General features: G+C 39.8%; 9 protein-coding genes. 5 read left to right on the top strand and 4 right to left on the bottom strand.

Annotated elements, in window-relative coordinates; translation table 11 throughout:
• Window positions 1–134: 134 nt before the first annotated feature.
• From I6J02_RS10950 to I6J02_RS10940, 3 genes are all read left to right on the top strand, one after another.
• The gene (locus I6J02_RS10950; protein ID WP_201678047.1) at window positions 135–2,720 is read left to right on the top strand and encodes a putative LPS assembly protein LptD; all 2,586 of its coding nucleotides are present in this window, start codon (window positions 135–137) and stop codon (window positions 2,718–2,720) included.
• A gap of 38 nt (window positions 2,721–2,758) precedes the next feature.
• Complete coding sequence (locus I6J02_RS10945; protein ID WP_201678046.1) at window positions 2,759–4,018, top strand: competence/damage-inducible protein A; 1,260 nt, start codon at window positions 2,759–2,761, stop codon at window positions 4,016–4,018.
• Between the two features lie 96 nt (window positions 4,019–4,114).
• The gene (locus tag I6J02_RS10940) at window positions 4,115–5,497 is read left to right on the top strand and encodes a dihydrolipoamide acetyltransferase family protein (protein ID WP_201678045.1); all 1,383 of its coding nucleotides are present in this window, start codon (window positions 4,115–4,117) and stop codon (window positions 5,495–5,497) included.
• Between the two features lie 81 nt (window positions 5,498–5,578).
• Here the strand turns inward: I6J02_RS10940 and I6J02_RS10935 are convergent, their stop codons facing one another.
• Complete coding sequence (locus I6J02_RS10935) at window positions 5,579–6,946, bottom strand: MATE family efflux transporter (protein WP_201681708.1); 1,368 nt, start codon at window positions 6,944–6,946, stop codon at window positions 5,579–5,581.
• A gap of 181 nt (window positions 6,947–7,127) precedes the next feature.
• On the opposite strand from I6J02_RS10935, the gene I6J02_RS21895 reads away from it, so the two are divergent.
• Together I6J02_RS21895 and I6J02_RS10925 are read left to right on the top strand one after the other, a co-directional pair.
• Window positions 7,128–7,631, top strand: a complete 504-nt coding sequence (locus tag I6J02_RS21895; protein WP_201678044.1) for a twin-arginine translocase TatA/TatE family subunit — start codon at window positions 7,128–7,130, stop codon at window positions 7,629–7,631.
• An 89-nt stretch (window positions 7,632–7,720) separates the two neighbouring features.
• Window positions 7,721–9,958, top strand: a complete 2,238-nt coding sequence (locus tag I6J02_RS10925) for a Tex family protein (RefSeq protein WP_201678043.1) — start codon at window positions 7,721–7,723, stop codon at window positions 9,956–9,958.
• A 239-nt stretch (window positions 9,959–10,197) separates the two neighbouring features.
• On the opposite strand, the gene I6J02_RS10920 is transcribed toward I6J02_RS10925, so the two are convergent.
• From I6J02_RS10920 to I6J02_RS10910, 3 genes are all read right to left on the bottom strand, one after another.
• Window positions 10,198–10,989: a GLPGLI family protein gene (locus I6J02_RS10920; protein WP_201678042.1), complete on the bottom strand. Its 792-nt coding sequence runs from the start codon at window positions 10,987–10,989 to the stop codon at window positions 10,198–10,200.
• Window positions 10,990–11,003: 14 nt separating this feature from the next.
• A complete protein-coding gene (locus tag I6J02_RS10915; RefSeq protein ID WP_201678041.1) occupies window positions 11,004–13,769 on the bottom strand; it encodes an outer membrane beta-barrel protein in 2,766 nt (921 codons plus the stop codon).
• A gap of 421 nt (window positions 13,770–14,190) precedes the next feature.
• Window positions 14,191–15,960 carry a RagB/SusD family nutrient uptake outer membrane protein gene (locus I6J02_RS10910; protein WP_201678040.1) on the bottom strand — a complete coding sequence of 590 codons (1,770 nt, stop codon included), beginning with the start codon at window positions 15,958–15,960 and terminating at the stop codon, window positions 14,191–14,193.
• Window positions 15,961–15,970 lie beyond the last annotated feature (10 nt).

Below are 15,970 nucleotides of genomic sequence, written 5' to 3'. Positions count from 1 at the left end.
TTAAAACCCCTGTTTTTTCTACATCTTTTTTGACTAATTTTGTCGCCAAGAGTTTATCTTTATCACAAAAATAATATTCATTATCCACTTTGAAGGCGTTAACGGACTTTTTAACATATTTATTACTTCTCGTAATGTGTATTTCTTTAGCATATGCTCAGGAAACTACCCCTTCAAAAGCGTCGAAGTCTACGATCCAGGATACAACAAAAAGCATTACCGATACGGCAAAAGTGGTAACACAGGACAGTATACGTGATTCTGTAGTTGTCAAAAATGAAAGTGGTCTGCAATCTACAGTCAGTATCGTAGCAGTAGACAGTCAGTATACGCAGGTAGATAAAAATATAACTTATCTCTACAAAGGTGCAAAGGTCAAATATCAGGATTTTGAATTATCTGCCGATTTTATCCGTCTGGATCGTAACACCAATGAACTATTTGCCAGCGGTGTAATTGACCATAACGGAAAATATGTAGGCCGGCCAGTTGTATTGTTTCCAAACGAAACACCTAAGTCTGTAGATTCCCTGACCTACAATTATAAAACGCAGGAAGGTAATACCTACGGAATTATGACCGAAGTAGACGGAGGATACATACAGGCCAAAGTCGTGCGTAAAAATATGTACGATGAGATGTCCATATACAAAGGTTTGTACAGTACCTGTGATCTGCCTTATCCGCATACCCATTTCGGTCTACAGATATCAAAGGGGATTGTTACCAAAAATCAAATCATTGCAGGACCTACCTATCTGGTTGTAGAAAACATACCGGTCAAATTTGTTGCCATTCCTTTCGGTTTCTTCCCGAAACCCAACAAAAGATCTTCCGGATTTCTGTTTCCTTCCTTTGGTGAGGATGCAACCCGGGGATTTACGATCAGAGACATAGGCTGGTATCTGGCTTTTAATGATTATTGGGATACTGAATTACGGGCAACAATTTTCTCCAAAGGATCCTGGGAAGCCCGTGTCAATACGCAGTATAAGGTCAATTACAAATATAACGGAGGTTTTAACCTGAGCTTCGCATCGACTAAGACCGGTGTGGAAGGAACAGACGATTACGGTTCAGACAAAGTTTTTAATGTCACGTGGAACCATACCCAGCGTCAGGAAGCAAATCCGGGAACCTCATTCAGTGCATCCGTTAATTTTGGTAGCAGCAGCTATTATAAAAGAACAGGAGCTCTGGTCAATAATTTTAACGATCTGACACGTAATAATATGTCCTCATCCATCAGTTATGGAAAAGTATTTGCTGATGGAAAAGTCAACTTTACGTCCAGTCTGAGTCACAGACAGGAAATGGCAACCGGTCGTGTAGATTTAGAATTACCTACATTCAGTTTGAACGTAGCTTCATTCAATCCATTTGACAGCAAAGAGCGTGTCGGAGAGCAGAAATGGTATCAACGTATTACTGTAGGGTATAGCTTACAGGGCCGTAACTCCATCTCTATCGGAGACTCCCTGTTATTTACGAAAGAAGCGCTCAATAAATTTTCGAACGGATTTCAACACTCCATTCCGATCAGTCTCTCGCTGAATGCTTTTAAACATTTTCAATTCAACACAAGTGTCAATTACACTGAGCGCTGGTATCTGCAAAGTATCCGTAAATCATTGCAGAATGAGCCCCAGGGATACAAACCTGTCACCGATACGCTTCAGGGATTCAAACGCGCATACGATTACTCCATATCTACAGGTCTATCAACCAAAATATATGGTATGTATCCTAAAATCGGAAAGATACAGAACATCAGACACGTCGTTACTCCCTCTATCAATCTGAATTACAGACCCGATTTCTCAGATCCTTCTTTTGGATTTTACAGAAATTTCATTGACGAAAACGGCAGACAATCCCGGTATTCTATTTTCCAAAACGGGATCTACGGAAGTCCGGGTTCAGGAAGGTCAATGGGAATCGGATTCTCCGTGGATAATAACCTGGAGGCTAAAGTCCTCAGCAAAAGTGACACCTCCAATAACGGGGTCAAGAAAATCCCGATCCTGCAAGGTCTGACCTTTAGTGGTAATTATAACTTTGTAGCAGATTCTCTGAAACTTACTCCGATTAGTTTCTCCGGTCGTACAGCTCTTTTCGGGGAAAAGATCAATATCAATTTCAACGGTTCATTAGATCCGTATTCTATTGACAAATTCGGAACTAAGATCAACAAATATGCTATTCAGAGTGGCAAGCTTGCACGATTGACCAGTTTTGGTTTTTCTTTTGACTATAGTTTCAATCCCAATGCATCCAAGAGCCGAAATCAAAATATAGATTCCCTTCGCAATACCGTACAGAATATGACTCCCGAGCAAGCAGAGGCACTGGCCCGTATCAGTTCAAATCCAAATGCCTTTGTAGATTTCAACATTCCATGGAATCTGGCCGGATCCTTTAGTTTTCAATACAGCAAACCGGGATTACAGTCTACGGTGACGGCAACTCTAAATGTACACGGGGACTTTAATCTGACTCCAAAATGGAAAGTACAGTTTAACTCCGGATATGATTTCAGAGCAAAACAAGTTTCCATGACCCAATTCAATATCTACAGAGATCTGCATTGTTGGGACATGTCCGTCGGATGGACCCCATTCGGTCAATACAAAAGTTACAACATCACGATCAGAGCCAAAGCCTCCGTATTGCAGGATCTTAAGTTATCTAAACGAAACAGCAGCTTTAGCGGATATTAACAATATGTCGCAACTGCTGAAACTTAATATGTAAATCAATGACAGCAGAAATTATAACTATCGGAGATGAAATTCTGATTGGTCAGATCATAGACACCAATTCTGCCTGGATCGCCAAGCAGCTCAAAAATATCAATATCTCCATCGGGCAGATTACATCTATTTCTGACAGTAAAGAAGCTATCCGACAAACTTTACAGGAAGCAGCCGGAAGAGCGGATATTATTATTGTCACAGGGGGACTCGGTCCCACCAAAGATGATATCACGAAGATAACAGCAGCAGATTATTTCGGGACACACCTTATCCGTGATGAAAAAGTACTGGCTCACGTAGAAGACTTTTTCAAGCAGAGAGGATTAGAAATATTGGAAATTAATCTGCAGCAGGCAGATATTTTAGCTAATTCAGAGGTACTGTTTAACGATGTAGGAACTGCTCCAGGCATGTTCGTCAGACAAGACAATAAGTACTACTTCTTTATGCCCGGAGTCCCTTTTGAAATGAAGTTTATCGTTACAAACAGGATTCTGCCGATATTATCCACACTGGATATTGGTCAGTCCATCTGGACTCAGAATATTATTACTGCAGGAATCGGAGAGTCTTTCCTGGCCAACAATATTGCGGATATCGAAGACGCACTGCCCGATTACATCAAGCTGGCTTACCTGCCTAAGTACGGTTCCGTACGCATGCGATTAACAGCAATAGGTCAGGATGCATCGGCACTCCGACAAGAGACTGAAGAATTCGCAAACCGTATAGTAGATCGTGTACTGCCACATGTAATCTCAACAGAAGATCTCACTATCGAAGAAGTCATCATTAAAGAATTTGCAAAACGTAATCTTACTTTATCTACAGCAGAAAGCTGTACAGGAGGATTTTTAGCGGCACAACTAACTGCTGTTCCGGGTTGCAGTCAGATCTTTACGGGTGGCACTATCCCCTACTCCAATAAATTGAAAATGCAGCTTTTAGGAGTAACTGAAGCAACATTATCATCCTTCGGAGCTGTCAGCGAACAAACTGTGATTGAAATGGCTAATGGCAGTAAAAAGAATTTTGATACCGATTATGCAATTGCGACAAGCGGGATAGCCGGACCGGATGGTGGAACTCCCGAAAAACCTGTCGGAACAGTCTGGATTGCTATTGCCGGGAAGGAAAAAGTTATTACAAAAAAATGCCAGTTTACACCAAACAGACAGGTAAATATAGAATTGGCAACTGCTTATGCCTACAATATGCTATGGAATTTGTTTCATACGGAAAACAACTTCACGGTAAAATAAAATATTAAAAAACAGCTTTATTAAAAAATTAAATTTTGTTTGATCAATCTATTACAATTTATAATTAACTTAGTATTTTGACAACGATAAAGACGCATGGCATTATATAATTTAACACTTCCCAAGATGGGAGAAAGTGTCTCTGAAGCTACAGTAACCAAGTGGCTGAAAGAACCAGGAGACAGGATCAGTGAGGATGAAGCTGTGGTAGAAGTTGCTACTGATAAAGTAGACTCCGATGTTCCGTCCCCGGTTTCGGGAATTTTAAAAGAGAAAAAAATCAGTGACGGAGAGATCGCTCAGGTTGGTCAGATCATTGCTATCATTGAAATAGAAGGTGAAGGAGAAGAAACAACTGTTGCTTCAACTGAAGTAAATGAAGTAGAAGCCAATATGATCAATCCGACTCCTGTAAAGGATGAGGAAATTATTGCACAAGAAATACAACTCCCTGATTTGGAAATCCCGGGAGTAGACCAACTACCAGCCTCACCAGCAGCACACAAAGAACCTATTCATAACAGCATAAGATTTTATTCTCCTTTGGTTCGCAATATTGCACAGGAAGAAGGTCTTTCCCAACAGGAGCTGGACAGTATCCCCGGAACAGCCAGTGATGGCCGTGTCACCAAACAGGATGTCCTAAATTACCTGCAGCAACGTAAACAGACGGGCCAGACAAATGCAAATCCTGCTCCGGTCAGTACCCCAGTACAAGCTGCTCCTGCACCAGGTCAGTCGGCTACAAAAGCAATTGGTGTAACAGCTGCCGGAGATGAGATTATAGAGATGGATCGTATGCGTAAACTGATTGCTGACCACATGGTCAAAAGCGTTCAGACCTCTCCGCATGTATGTTCCTTTGTAGAAGCAGACGTGACAAATATGGTTAACTGGCGCAACAAAATTAAAGACAGTTATAAAAAACGTGAAGGTGAAAATATCACATTTACACCCTTGTTTATAGAAGCCATAAGCAAAGCTCTTAAAGACTTTCCGATGGTCAATGTTTCTATAGACGGAACAAATATTATCAAAAGAAAGAATATCAATATCGGAATGGCGGCAGCCCTTCCTACCGGAAATCTGATTGTACCTGTGATCAAAAATGCAGATCAGCTTAGCCTGGTTGGTCTAAGCAAAAGTGTCAATGACCTGGCTGTCAGATCACGTGCAAATAAGCTTAAACCGGATGATACGCAGGGTGGAACGTTTACATTTACAAATATTGGTGCATTTGGCAATATAATGGGTACACCTATTATCAATCAGCCGCAGGCCGCTATTCTGGCAGTAGGTACCATTACGAAAAAACCCGCTGTAATTGAGACTGAGTTTGGAGATATGATCGGGATAAGACATATCATGTATTTATCTATGTCCTATGATCATCGGGTCATAGACGGCGCTCTGGGCGGTACATTCCTGAAGCGTGTTGCAGATTATTTAGAACAATGGGATACTAACCGTGTAATCTGATCCACGGTAATATAAGCAAAACTAAAAGGCTTCTTTTCCATACGAAAAGAAGCCTTTTTAATTATCCGATCGGGATATATCTTACCTCACCATATACGTTGACATATGCCTGCCTATTACGGCTCTGTAACGGGCATATAAGAGTAGCGAGGATGTCAGTAAACCTAATGTCAATCCATACCAAACCCCTTTCACTCCCCAATCCAATACCACTCCTAATACATATCCGACAGGTAATCCGACAACCCAATACGCTATAAACGTAATAAAGGTCGGAACATTCACGTCACCCATCCCTCTCAGAACACCCAAACCCACCACTTGTGTACCGTCAAACAGCTGAAATAATCCGGCAATAATAATTAACTGGGAGGCAATAGCTACCACTGTAACATCATCTGTAATAAGATACGGAAGATATTTATTGAAAACAGCAAATATAATCGCAGCCACAGACATAAAGATCAATACCAGGTGATAGGACGATACTGCAAAACGCTGTAATCTGAAGTAATTCTTATTTCCAAAGCTATTACCCGTCTTGATTGTCGCTGCAGAAGCAATACCACTTGCCATCATATATGTCATCGCAGCCAGCGTGATCGCTACCTGATGTGAAGCCTGTGCATCCGCACTGATCTTGCCGGCAATTAAAGCTGCTCCTGCAAAAGCTCCAATCTCAAATACATATTGCATTGCTACAGGAGCTCCGATCTTAAGGATGTTCCAGAGTTTACCTTTATCCAGATAAGTAAGCTTGAAATGCTTGATATACTCCCTGAAAATAGAAGATTTCAATACATAAACGGCCATTACAATCATCATGAGGATACGGTCTATTAACGTAGCAATACCTACACCTTTGATTCCCATAGGTTTGAAACCAAACATTCCTTTCACCAGAATAATAGCCAGAAGGATATTAAAAACATTTCCCCAGATGGTAATATTCATAGCTTGCTTTGTAAATCCAAGTCCTTCTGCAAATTGTTTAAAGGTATTGAAGATCATCAGCGGGAAGATGGATAAACTCAATAAAAATAAGTAAGGCTTTGCTTCCTTTACTACACGGGGATCCTGATCCAGATGTTCTACAGCATACATCGATCCGAAATAAACAAAGCAAAACAATAATGCTCCGGAAAGTGCATTGAGCCAGAAACTGTTAGACAACAGTCTGGCACATTCCTGCTTGTTAGACCGTCCGTTTTCCTGTGCAATCAAAGGAGTCAATCCATATGCAATCCCCAGACCAATTACCAATACAACCATAAATACACTGTGTACAAGGGAAACAGCAGCCAAAGGTATCTTGCCGGCAAAATGCCCTACAATAACAGTGTCTGCCGTCTGTACCAGCGTATGCCCCAATTGGGAAACAACTACCGGACCGGCTAATAAAAATGTACTCAAATAGTACGGCTTATACGATTTTAACCTACCCAACATGTCTAAAAATTTTAGCACAAAAATAGAAAAAGTTTAGGTGGTAACGCGTCTTTAATTCGTCATAAGTAAGTGCCTGTTTTATAAAAATCACATAATAATTACAAAATCTTGTTGGCGATTACTATAATTTACACTTACCTTAGATTTACATATTAATATAACAAACAAAAAATCGTCAAATATGACACTAGCATTTTTAAACATTGGCACCCAGGAAATGATTCTGATAGTAATCGTTTTGTTGTTGCTTTTTGGTGGTAAAAAACTTCCTGAATTAGCTCGTGGGTTAGGAAAAGGGATTCGTGAATTTAAAGATGCATCTGAAGGCATCAAGCGTGAAATATCGGATCAGATCAATAATTTTGATAAGGATGTAGAAGAGAAGAAAATTGCTGAAACTCCGGCAGAATCTGTTACACAACAAACAGAAACAGAGCAAACAGCCTCTACGGATTCACCGGACAAAGAAAAAAAACTACCTCAGTTTTCAGCTCCGGAAGGCACGTATCAGCATGAGCCGGGACGTCAGCCAGATTATGATCCGAATGCAAACCATTATAATTATGGTTACAATGATCACTTTGCCAGTAATCAACAGACAGAAGTTTCTTCTGATGAGCAGGCACATGCAGCCAGCAATCAACAATCCTCTTCAGAAAATAAACCGGAACAGAAAGAAGCTTAACTTTATTCTTCTTATTTTTACAGCACAATATTATAAAGCTGTTGGTTAATTCCAACAGCTTTTGTTTTCATATACTACATTATTCATTTATGTCACACCAAATGGTTATTTCTAACGAACTGTCTATTAGTGACAGACAGGTTCGTACTACTATTGAATTATTAGATGAGGGTGCTACAGTACCGTTTATTGCCCGCTATCGTAAAGAGATGACCGGAAGTCTCGATGAAGTGCAGATCACAACCATCCGTGACAGAATCCAGCAACTGAGAGAACTGGAAAAACGTAAGGAAGCGATTCTCAAATCCATAACAGAACAAGGAAAGCTAACTCCGGAACTGGAACAACAAATCGTAGCTGCAGAGACGATGGCGAATCTGGAAGACATTTACCTTCCATATAAACCCAAACGTAAAACCCGTGCAAGTATAGCTCGTGAAAAAGGTCTACAGCCTCTGGCTGATCAGATTCTTTTACAGGATGGAAAAGATTTCGAAGCCTTAGCTTCTTCTCTTGTTGATGAAGAAAAGGGAGTACAAAGTATAGAAGATGCGCTCGCAGGAGCCCGTGATATTATTGCTGAAACAATAGCTGAAGATGCCAATGTACGTGCCAGATCACGAAAAATATTTTTAGAAAAGGGACAGTTTGTATCTAAGGTCGTTCCCGGAAAAGAAGAAGCTGCTCAAAAATATAAAGATTATTTCGAATGGTCAGAGTCGCTGAAAGATGCCCCTTCTCACCGTATACTGGCAATGAGACGCGGAGAGAAAGAAGAACTGTTGTATCTGGATATTGAAGTAGCTGAAGAAGAAGTTGTACCCGCTATTGATACACTCTATATTAAAGCCGCTAATCCCGCAGCAACCCAGGTCCGCATGGCTTTGTTAGACAGCTACAAGCGACTGCTAAAGCCATCTATGGAAACTGAAATACGGGTATTGACCAGACAAAGAGCGGATGAGGAGGCCATTAAAGTATTTGCAGATAATGTACGTCAGCTTTTATTAGCGGCACCACTGGGGCAAAAACGCTTACTGGCTATCGACCCGGGATTTCGTACGGGCTGTAAAACAGTGGTATTGGATGAGCAAGGTACTTTACTGGAAAATACAGCTATATTCCCTCATACAGGAGCAGGTGGAGCAGCAGAAGCAGCAAAGACAGTTGAACATCTGGTCAAAAAATATGATATTCAGGCCATCGCTATAGGAAACGGAACAGCAGGGCGTGAGACAGAAGAATTTGTGCGTAAGCTTAACATTCCGGACGTAACACTGGTTATGGTTAATGAAAGCGGAGCTTCTATTTATTCGGCATCTGAAACTGCCCGTGAAGAATTTCCCAACCACGATGTCACTGTTCGTGGAGCTGTTTCTATCGGCCGTCGCCTGATGGATCCCCTGGCAGAATTAGTTAAAATCGATCCTAAATCAATTGGTGTAGGACAATATCAGCATGATGTAGACCAGAATAAACTGCAAACGGCATTAGATGACACTGTCATCAGTTGTGTGAATGCTGTAGGTGTAGAACTAAATACTGCCTCCAAACAAATTCTGGCTTATGTATCCGGATTAGGCCCCTCTCTTGCACAACAGATCGTCAATTACAGAGTTACAAATGGTGCTTTTAAATCCAGAAAAGAACTGAAAAAAGTACCTCGCCTGGGAGACAAAGCTTTCGAACAGGCTGCAGGATTTCTGAGAATACGCAATGCCGAAAATCCCCTGGATGCATCAGCAGTACATCCTGAACGCTACAGCGTAGTGGAAAAAATGGCCAAAGATCTGGGAAAGAATGTATCCGATTTATTAACCAATGAGGAATTGCGTAAATCCATTCCTTTGAAAGCATATGTATCTGAAGAAGTCGGATTACCTACGCTACAAGATATCTTATCAGAACTGGCTAAACCAGGATTAGATCCGCGTGAACAGTTTGAAGCATTTTCATTCACAGACGGCATCAATAATATTTCTGATCTTCGCATTGGTATGAAACTACCGGGTATTGTAACCAATATTACAAACTTCGGCGCTTTTGTAGATATCGGGGTTCATCAGGACGGATTAGTCCATCTGAGCCAACTCGCAAACAGATTTGTAGCTGATCCGCACGAAGTTGTCAAGGTACAACAACAGGTAATGGTAACAGTTACAGAGGTGGATGAAAAAAGAAACCGTATCGGACTGTCTATGAAAACAGAAGAAAAAGCTGCTCCGAGACCTAAGAAACGGGAACAAACCGGACAACATAAGCAGCGTCAGCAACCCGAAACAGATATGGCTACGAAACTTGCAGCTCTTGCTAGCAAATTCAAATAATAAAGCAATTCTCTCTCCTTTTTAAGGAGAGAGTTAGGGTGAGGTTTTGCAATTTTACAATTAACCTCTCTGCCCTTCGGGCATCTCTCCTTTAGAAGGAGAGAAACGTTATAACAGGGTCACTACAATAGAAATGGGGCTATCCAAAAGATGGATAGCCCCATTTTTATTCACATATGAAATTCTCAAAGGGTTTGACTTGACTTTTTAGACATCGTCTTCTGACAGCTATTTCCTTGTTACAAAAGGAAATAGTCAATCAGATAAGTCACCAGATCTTTCGGCAAAAAGGTCTCTACCATTTGTCTGAATCTTATTTCTACCTCTTTGCGTGGCATAACCTTATTTTTCTTTTTATCAAATACAGAAAGGTCAAATGGTACCGTATTTGAGAACTCCACTTTACTAGCAAAATAAGAAACGTGATCATACGGCACAACCAAACCTAAAATCATTCCCGGAAGTCCGCTTATAGATTCAGGTCCTCCGCTTACAGGAATCTCATTCGTATAATAACCAATTACATACAGTGAATCCTGTGTCAATCCGTTGGCACGTCGGCATTCAAATCCTGCAATATCACGATACTCATCTGTAATCTTCCATTTAATACGAAGTACAGAATCTTTGATGACGAGATTATCACCAAAAAAATCCTGATATCGCTTATATTCCTTCGTTTTCAGATTCGTATAGACCGTACCGTCTCCCTTGATCGCATGATTTTCCATAAATGAACTGGCGAGTTCATTTATATCCGTCTTTACATATTCAAAAAGAGTTTCATCGTTATTAAACTTCAACGTGTTTTTCAGAACAACATTTCCGGGAAGTTTATTAGAGATCTGATCATACCAGTTCTTTGTCATTCCTTCGGCCTTTGCATACAATTGTTTTTTAAGCATATTTTGAAGGTAGACAGTCTTATCGTATGTAATCGTCCCTGTCTTGGGAAACATCGTATACTGTGCAAATCCGGAGCGGGCAGATAAAGCAATACTTATAAAAAGAAAAATCTTAACTATTTTCATGACTGATCGAATTCTTAATTAACAAACATTTTAGTAAAATCCCAGGATACTTTCAACATATAATATCTCCGGATGGTATCCGATCTGCGCTGTATAAAAAATGTATTAGACTGAGATCTGGTAAATCCTGTATTCTGATTAAGTAAATCATTTACCGTAAAATCAAGCATCAATGATTCATTTTTCAGGAATTTCTTACTGATACCCGGATGTACCAAAAATTGATCAAATTTCTCTTTTAATGCCTCTGTCGGTGCCTGATATGTATAGGTATAGTTTACATACAGTTTAACTTTGGCAGGGAAGTAATACGACATTCCACCGTTAGAGTTGAAGATAAAACCATCATTGTTCTGATCCGGCTGCAGGCTGGAAGACATCTTTTGGTAAGATGGAGACAAATTAATATCAAAATCAAAACCTTTCGTTGTATTCTTCGAAATGTTATAGCCTAATGAATAGTTCATATTATCATTTTGATTCAGCTTACTGTTGACCGAGTTAAAGTTTTTAGATCCGTTGATATAAAGTCTTGGGCCGTTATCAATATTAAGCTTCTTACTAAGTTTGAAAGAATAACCTCCCCATACACTAATTGATTGGTTGGTATGGTCATCCAGATTTGCCCATTTGAAGTTATTTCGACCTCCATCCAGTGTTTCCACATTCTGGATCAGGGCATTATTAGTAAAACTGACATAGGCACCGACGTACATATAAGAGCCGGCCAGCATTTTGGATGAATTATAATTCACATTAAAACTGTTTGAAAATGCAGGCTTTAAGTTTTCGTTTCCTATATATTGATTAAGAGCATCCTGATTGCTTCTTAACGGCTGGATCTGATTTAAAGAAGGCAACTGATTACGTCCGCTGTAATTAAAGTACAAATTGGAGCTTTTTGTAAACCTGTATGACATCGATAACGACGGATTATAGGTCAGAAATGAACGTGTCAACTCGGAGTTTGTATAATTATTTTGCTGATGCAGACGGTCATTATTCAGGTTATTAGTAAGATTTGCCCAGATTTTTTCATTATTCAGATTCAGAGACACACGATAGCTGTTACTCAATCTGTCAAATGCATAATCATTACTATACATCGAATCCAGAATATCGTAAGGATCCTGAGCCGATGATCTGTTAAATGAATTCAGTAATGATTTATTATCATTACGTTGCAGACCATAATTCAGCGTCAGATTCAACTCTTTTGTCAATGGCTCCGTATAAGAGATATTTCCACCTTTTGTAGTCGATTTTTGTCTGTTATCCTTTCGCTGATCAAAAATAATGCTGTTGGCAAGCAGATTATCCTTGTAGATTTTGGTATCGGAGAACAAATATCCATCACCTGTCGATTCATTGTTATTGATACTTAATGCCATAGAAAAGGAACGTCCTTTTTTCATAAACTTTCTGGTAAAAAGGGCTCTTGCATTTATAGCTTCGACTTTCCTGTCATTTCTATCCAGCGACTCACTGGTATTCAGGGTGTCCATATTTCCGTCAAATGTCTGTGAATTATTTTTGGTTTCACCCCAGATATTATCACGGGAAGCATTTCCTGTAATCGTCAGTAACGTTAATGAATCAAACTGAAGATCATACTTCAGGTTCAGCTTCTGTCTGTCCTTGTCTGCAGCTATCTGGCGAAGGGCATTTGTATTTTGAATCTGATCCGGCAAATTGTTCTGTGAGATCGTTTCTTCCTGACCTTCATTTTCAATCTTACCATACTTATAACTCAAATTCAGCTTATGCTTACCATTCTTTGTTTTGTCCGAAAACATGATCCCGGAATTGATAGCTTTTGGTATACCGATAACACCCTCTCCAGAAAAATCATCTCCCCCATTGGTACTGTAGAATGTACCTCCATCATCCGAATAGGAAACATTGTCATTTTCGCCATACTTCTCCGTATCCTGCCAGGATAAAGAAGTAGTTGCATTATTACCCACTAACCCATATGCGGCAATTTTCTGTGAGCCTTTGAACTTATTCAACATCAGCTGACCCATATAGTAGTCATCTGTGCCACCTCCGGCCAGCGCTTTCCCGAATAGTCCGTTTTTCTTATCTTCTTTAAGTTTGACGTTGATAGTTTTCACTTTCTGTCCATCATCAACTCCTGTACGTTCAGCTTCTTCAGACTTCTTATCATACACCTGCACTTTATCAACCATATCGGACCGGATATTACGGGTTACCAGTTTCGGATCATTTCCAAAAAATTCTTCCCCGTCCACCAATACCTTTTCTACTGTTTTACCCTGAGCTGTAATTTTTCCCGATGCATCTACGGAAATCCCCGGCAATACTTTTAACAAATCCTCTACCTTAGCATTTTTTTCTACCTTAAAGCTCCCCGCATCGTATTCCGTTGTATCCCCTTTTACTACAATGGGAATTCGTCCGATTACAATTGCCTCTTCCAGCAACTGAGCTTTGGTACTAAGCGCTATACTAAAATTAGCATAATTATTCTTAGCATCAATAGGGCTGTAAAAATCCCCGTATTTGGGATAACTGGATATCACCAGATAAGAACCTGTATCCGGTAGGTTTAATGTGAATTTGCCATCCTTGTCCGAACGGGTAAAGTCTACTAAAATAGAATCTTGTGCTGTCAATAGCATTACAGTAGCATTCTCCAGTTTTAACTTATCCTTTTCATCCTGCACAACACCCGAAAGTTTTTTCTGGGCAAACACAGGTTGAGAGAACATAAGTGCGATCAGGAGAACCGAAAATGCGAGTAATAGTCGCCTCATATGATTTGGTATGGTTTAAAATATTTCAAATAGGTAAATAACCACCACGAAGATATAATTATATTGTCTTCCATTAATAGCCTTAACTAAAATTTAACACTGTTTAAAGCTTAAATCTTTAGTATCACAGTAAATAGATGACTTTTACAACATTATTCCACAAAAATTTTACATTTTGTTTAACAAAAAATCCTTTTTAACGGATTTCATTAACCAGATTTTTAGAAATCTGGAATACTGGCACATTTATATGAATATTAATATTGCCGGAAGAGCAAATTTGGTTGGAATGTATTACATTAAGTCAGAGTGCTGACGAGTAGATTTTTCAGAAAACAGGAAAGAAAAATATCGGAATAGAGATAACATCTTTATGAAAATAAAATAGGCTGCTCAAATGAGCGGCCTATCTATATTTAGTTTATTGAATAGTCGGATCAAAATTCCCACCCCAATCTTTATTTTGGATGATTTTCGGGTTTTTATCAATGACCGATTGTGCTATCGGAAAGAAATAGTAGGTATCCGGTACCAGATTAACTTTATTTCCGGTATTTGGCACCTGCAATACACTATATTTAAATTGATTTTCCTTCAATTGATATGCTTTTGCTAAGGCCGCAGCTTCTTCCAGATCCATTTCCGTACCACTGCTGTTGATGGCTATTGCCTCTACACCATATTTAGTGGTATTGTTTAACACATTCAGTTTTCGTGACCGTCTCAGATCCCAGAAACGATGCCCTTCAAAGCAAAACTCGATATTACGCTCGGCTAATATCGCATCCCTCATCTGTACCCTGTTTGTCGCTGTAATACCGTAGTTACCATCTGCTCCGGACTCAATTCCTGCCCGCATCCGGATTTGTTTCAGAATATCCAAAGCTGTATTAAAATCACCTGTTTCATTTGCTGTTTCTGCATAATTCATCATGACCTCAGCAAATCGCATCAGTACATAATCGACATCATATTGAGTTTCCACCTCCGTTTGCTTAAGGGATAGCTTAGAATTCTTCAGGATAAAAAATCCGCTGTACCGGTTCAAATTCTCAGAGGGAGTATTAGCTTTCGGATTTACACCAAAATTATCCAGATCAGCCGCTATACCTACTGATGTATATTGGCGTTTACCTGCTTTTCCTGACACCTCGTATATTTTTCCGTTCCATACGATAGATTTATCAAATCGGGGATCTCTATTTTCCCAATAGGATTGTAAAAACGCAGCATCTGATTTATAATATTTTCCTGCCGGATCTGAGAAGAGTCTGCCATCCTTCATAGGAAAAGCCTTTACAAAATCCCAGGAAGGAACCGCTCCTGCTGCTCCCCTGCCCTCTGAGCCCGGCCGGACTCCGTTATCCCAGGCAGCTACTTTATTAGGATAAGCATTTATAACAGCAAATACCACTTCAGAGCCCTTTTCCTGTAATGCAATATTAGCATAATCCGGGGTCAAACTATAACCATTCGCTTTGAGCCTGTCATACGCCGCCTTATTCGCAGTATGTGCATCTGCCCAATATGCATTGTCATAAGGGTTAGTCGGATTGAATTGTGGAGAAGCTTTATATAACAGCACTTTCGCTTTAAACGCCACAGCAAAATTACCATCTATACGACCGTAATCACCAGAACCTTTCGCAATAGTCGGTGGTAACAGCGCAATCGCTTCATCCAGATCTTTAATGATAAATTCAAAACATTCTTTTGTTGTATTCCGTGGCGTTTCCAGATTGTCATTTTCCAGATCCTGCGGAACCGTAATATAGGGTATTCCACCATGATACTTCACCATATTGAAGTACATATAAGCCCGCATAAAAAGCGCCTGACTTATCATCGAATTTTTAAAACTTACAGATAAAGTGGTATTCTCTCTTACCTTCTGGATTGCCGTATTGATACGTCTTATCGTGGTATAATCCCAGGCTTTGTATGCTGTATTATTTACCGTTACTGCATCTAAAGGAAAAGCTATTCCAATCAGTTGCTCAGAATTATTATCCGCCCCCGAATTCCAGTTTCCAAACAATGGATACAGGTTGGTGACATATGCTTTCACCAGATTCGAATCGCTCCAGACTTTACTCTCATCCAGCGAATTTAAGTCGTCAATATCTAAGACATTTTTACACGACCAGGTGGTCAGTACCAATGCTATAATGGGATAAAATATATTTTTCATGTTGATTTCA

Source organism: Sphingobacterium spiritivorum (assembly GCF_016725325.1).
GTDB lineage: Bacteria > Bacteroidota > Bacteroidia > Sphingobacteriales > Sphingobacteriaceae > Sphingobacterium.
Note: the sequence above shows the minus strand (reverse complement) of the source record. Positions and strands in the feature narration are given on the sequence as shown.

Bases quoted from the DNA above. Each gene is read 5' to 3' on its own strand.
- I6J02_RS10945 (WP_201678046.1), top strand. From the start codon at position 2,759: ATGACAGCAGAAATTATAACTATCGGAGATGAAATTCTGATTGGTCAG.
- I6J02_RS10915 (WP_201678041.1), bottom strand. From the start codon at position 13,769: ATGAGGCGACTATTACTCGCATTTTCGGTTCTCCTGATCGCACTTATG.
- I6J02_RS10940 (WP_201678045.1), top strand. From the start codon at position 4,115: ATGGCATTATATAATTTAACACTTCCCAAGATGGGAGAAAGTGTCTCT.
- I6J02_RS10910 (WP_201678040.1), bottom strand. From the start codon at position 15,960: ATGAAAAATATATTTTATCCCATTATAGCATTGGTACTGACCACCTGG.
- I6J02_RS10950 (WP_201678047.1), top strand. From the start codon at position 135: ATGTGTATTTCTTTAGCATATGCTCAGGAAACTACCCCTTCAAAAGCG.
- I6J02_RS10925 (WP_201678043.1), top strand. From the start codon at position 7,721: ATGTCACACCAAATGGTTATTTCTAACGAACTGTCTATTAGTGACAGA.
- I6J02_RS21895 (WP_201678044.1), top strand. From the start codon at position 7,128: ATGACACTAGCATTTTTAAACATTGGCACCCAGGAAATGATTCTGATA.
- I6J02_RS10920 (WP_201678042.1), bottom strand. From the start codon at position 10,989: ATGAAAATAGTTAAGATTTTTCTTTTTATAAGTATTGCTTTATCTGCC.
- I6J02_RS10935 (WP_201681708.1), bottom strand. From the start codon at position 6,946: ATGTTGGGTAGGTTAAAATCGTATAAGCCGTACTATTTGAGTACATTT.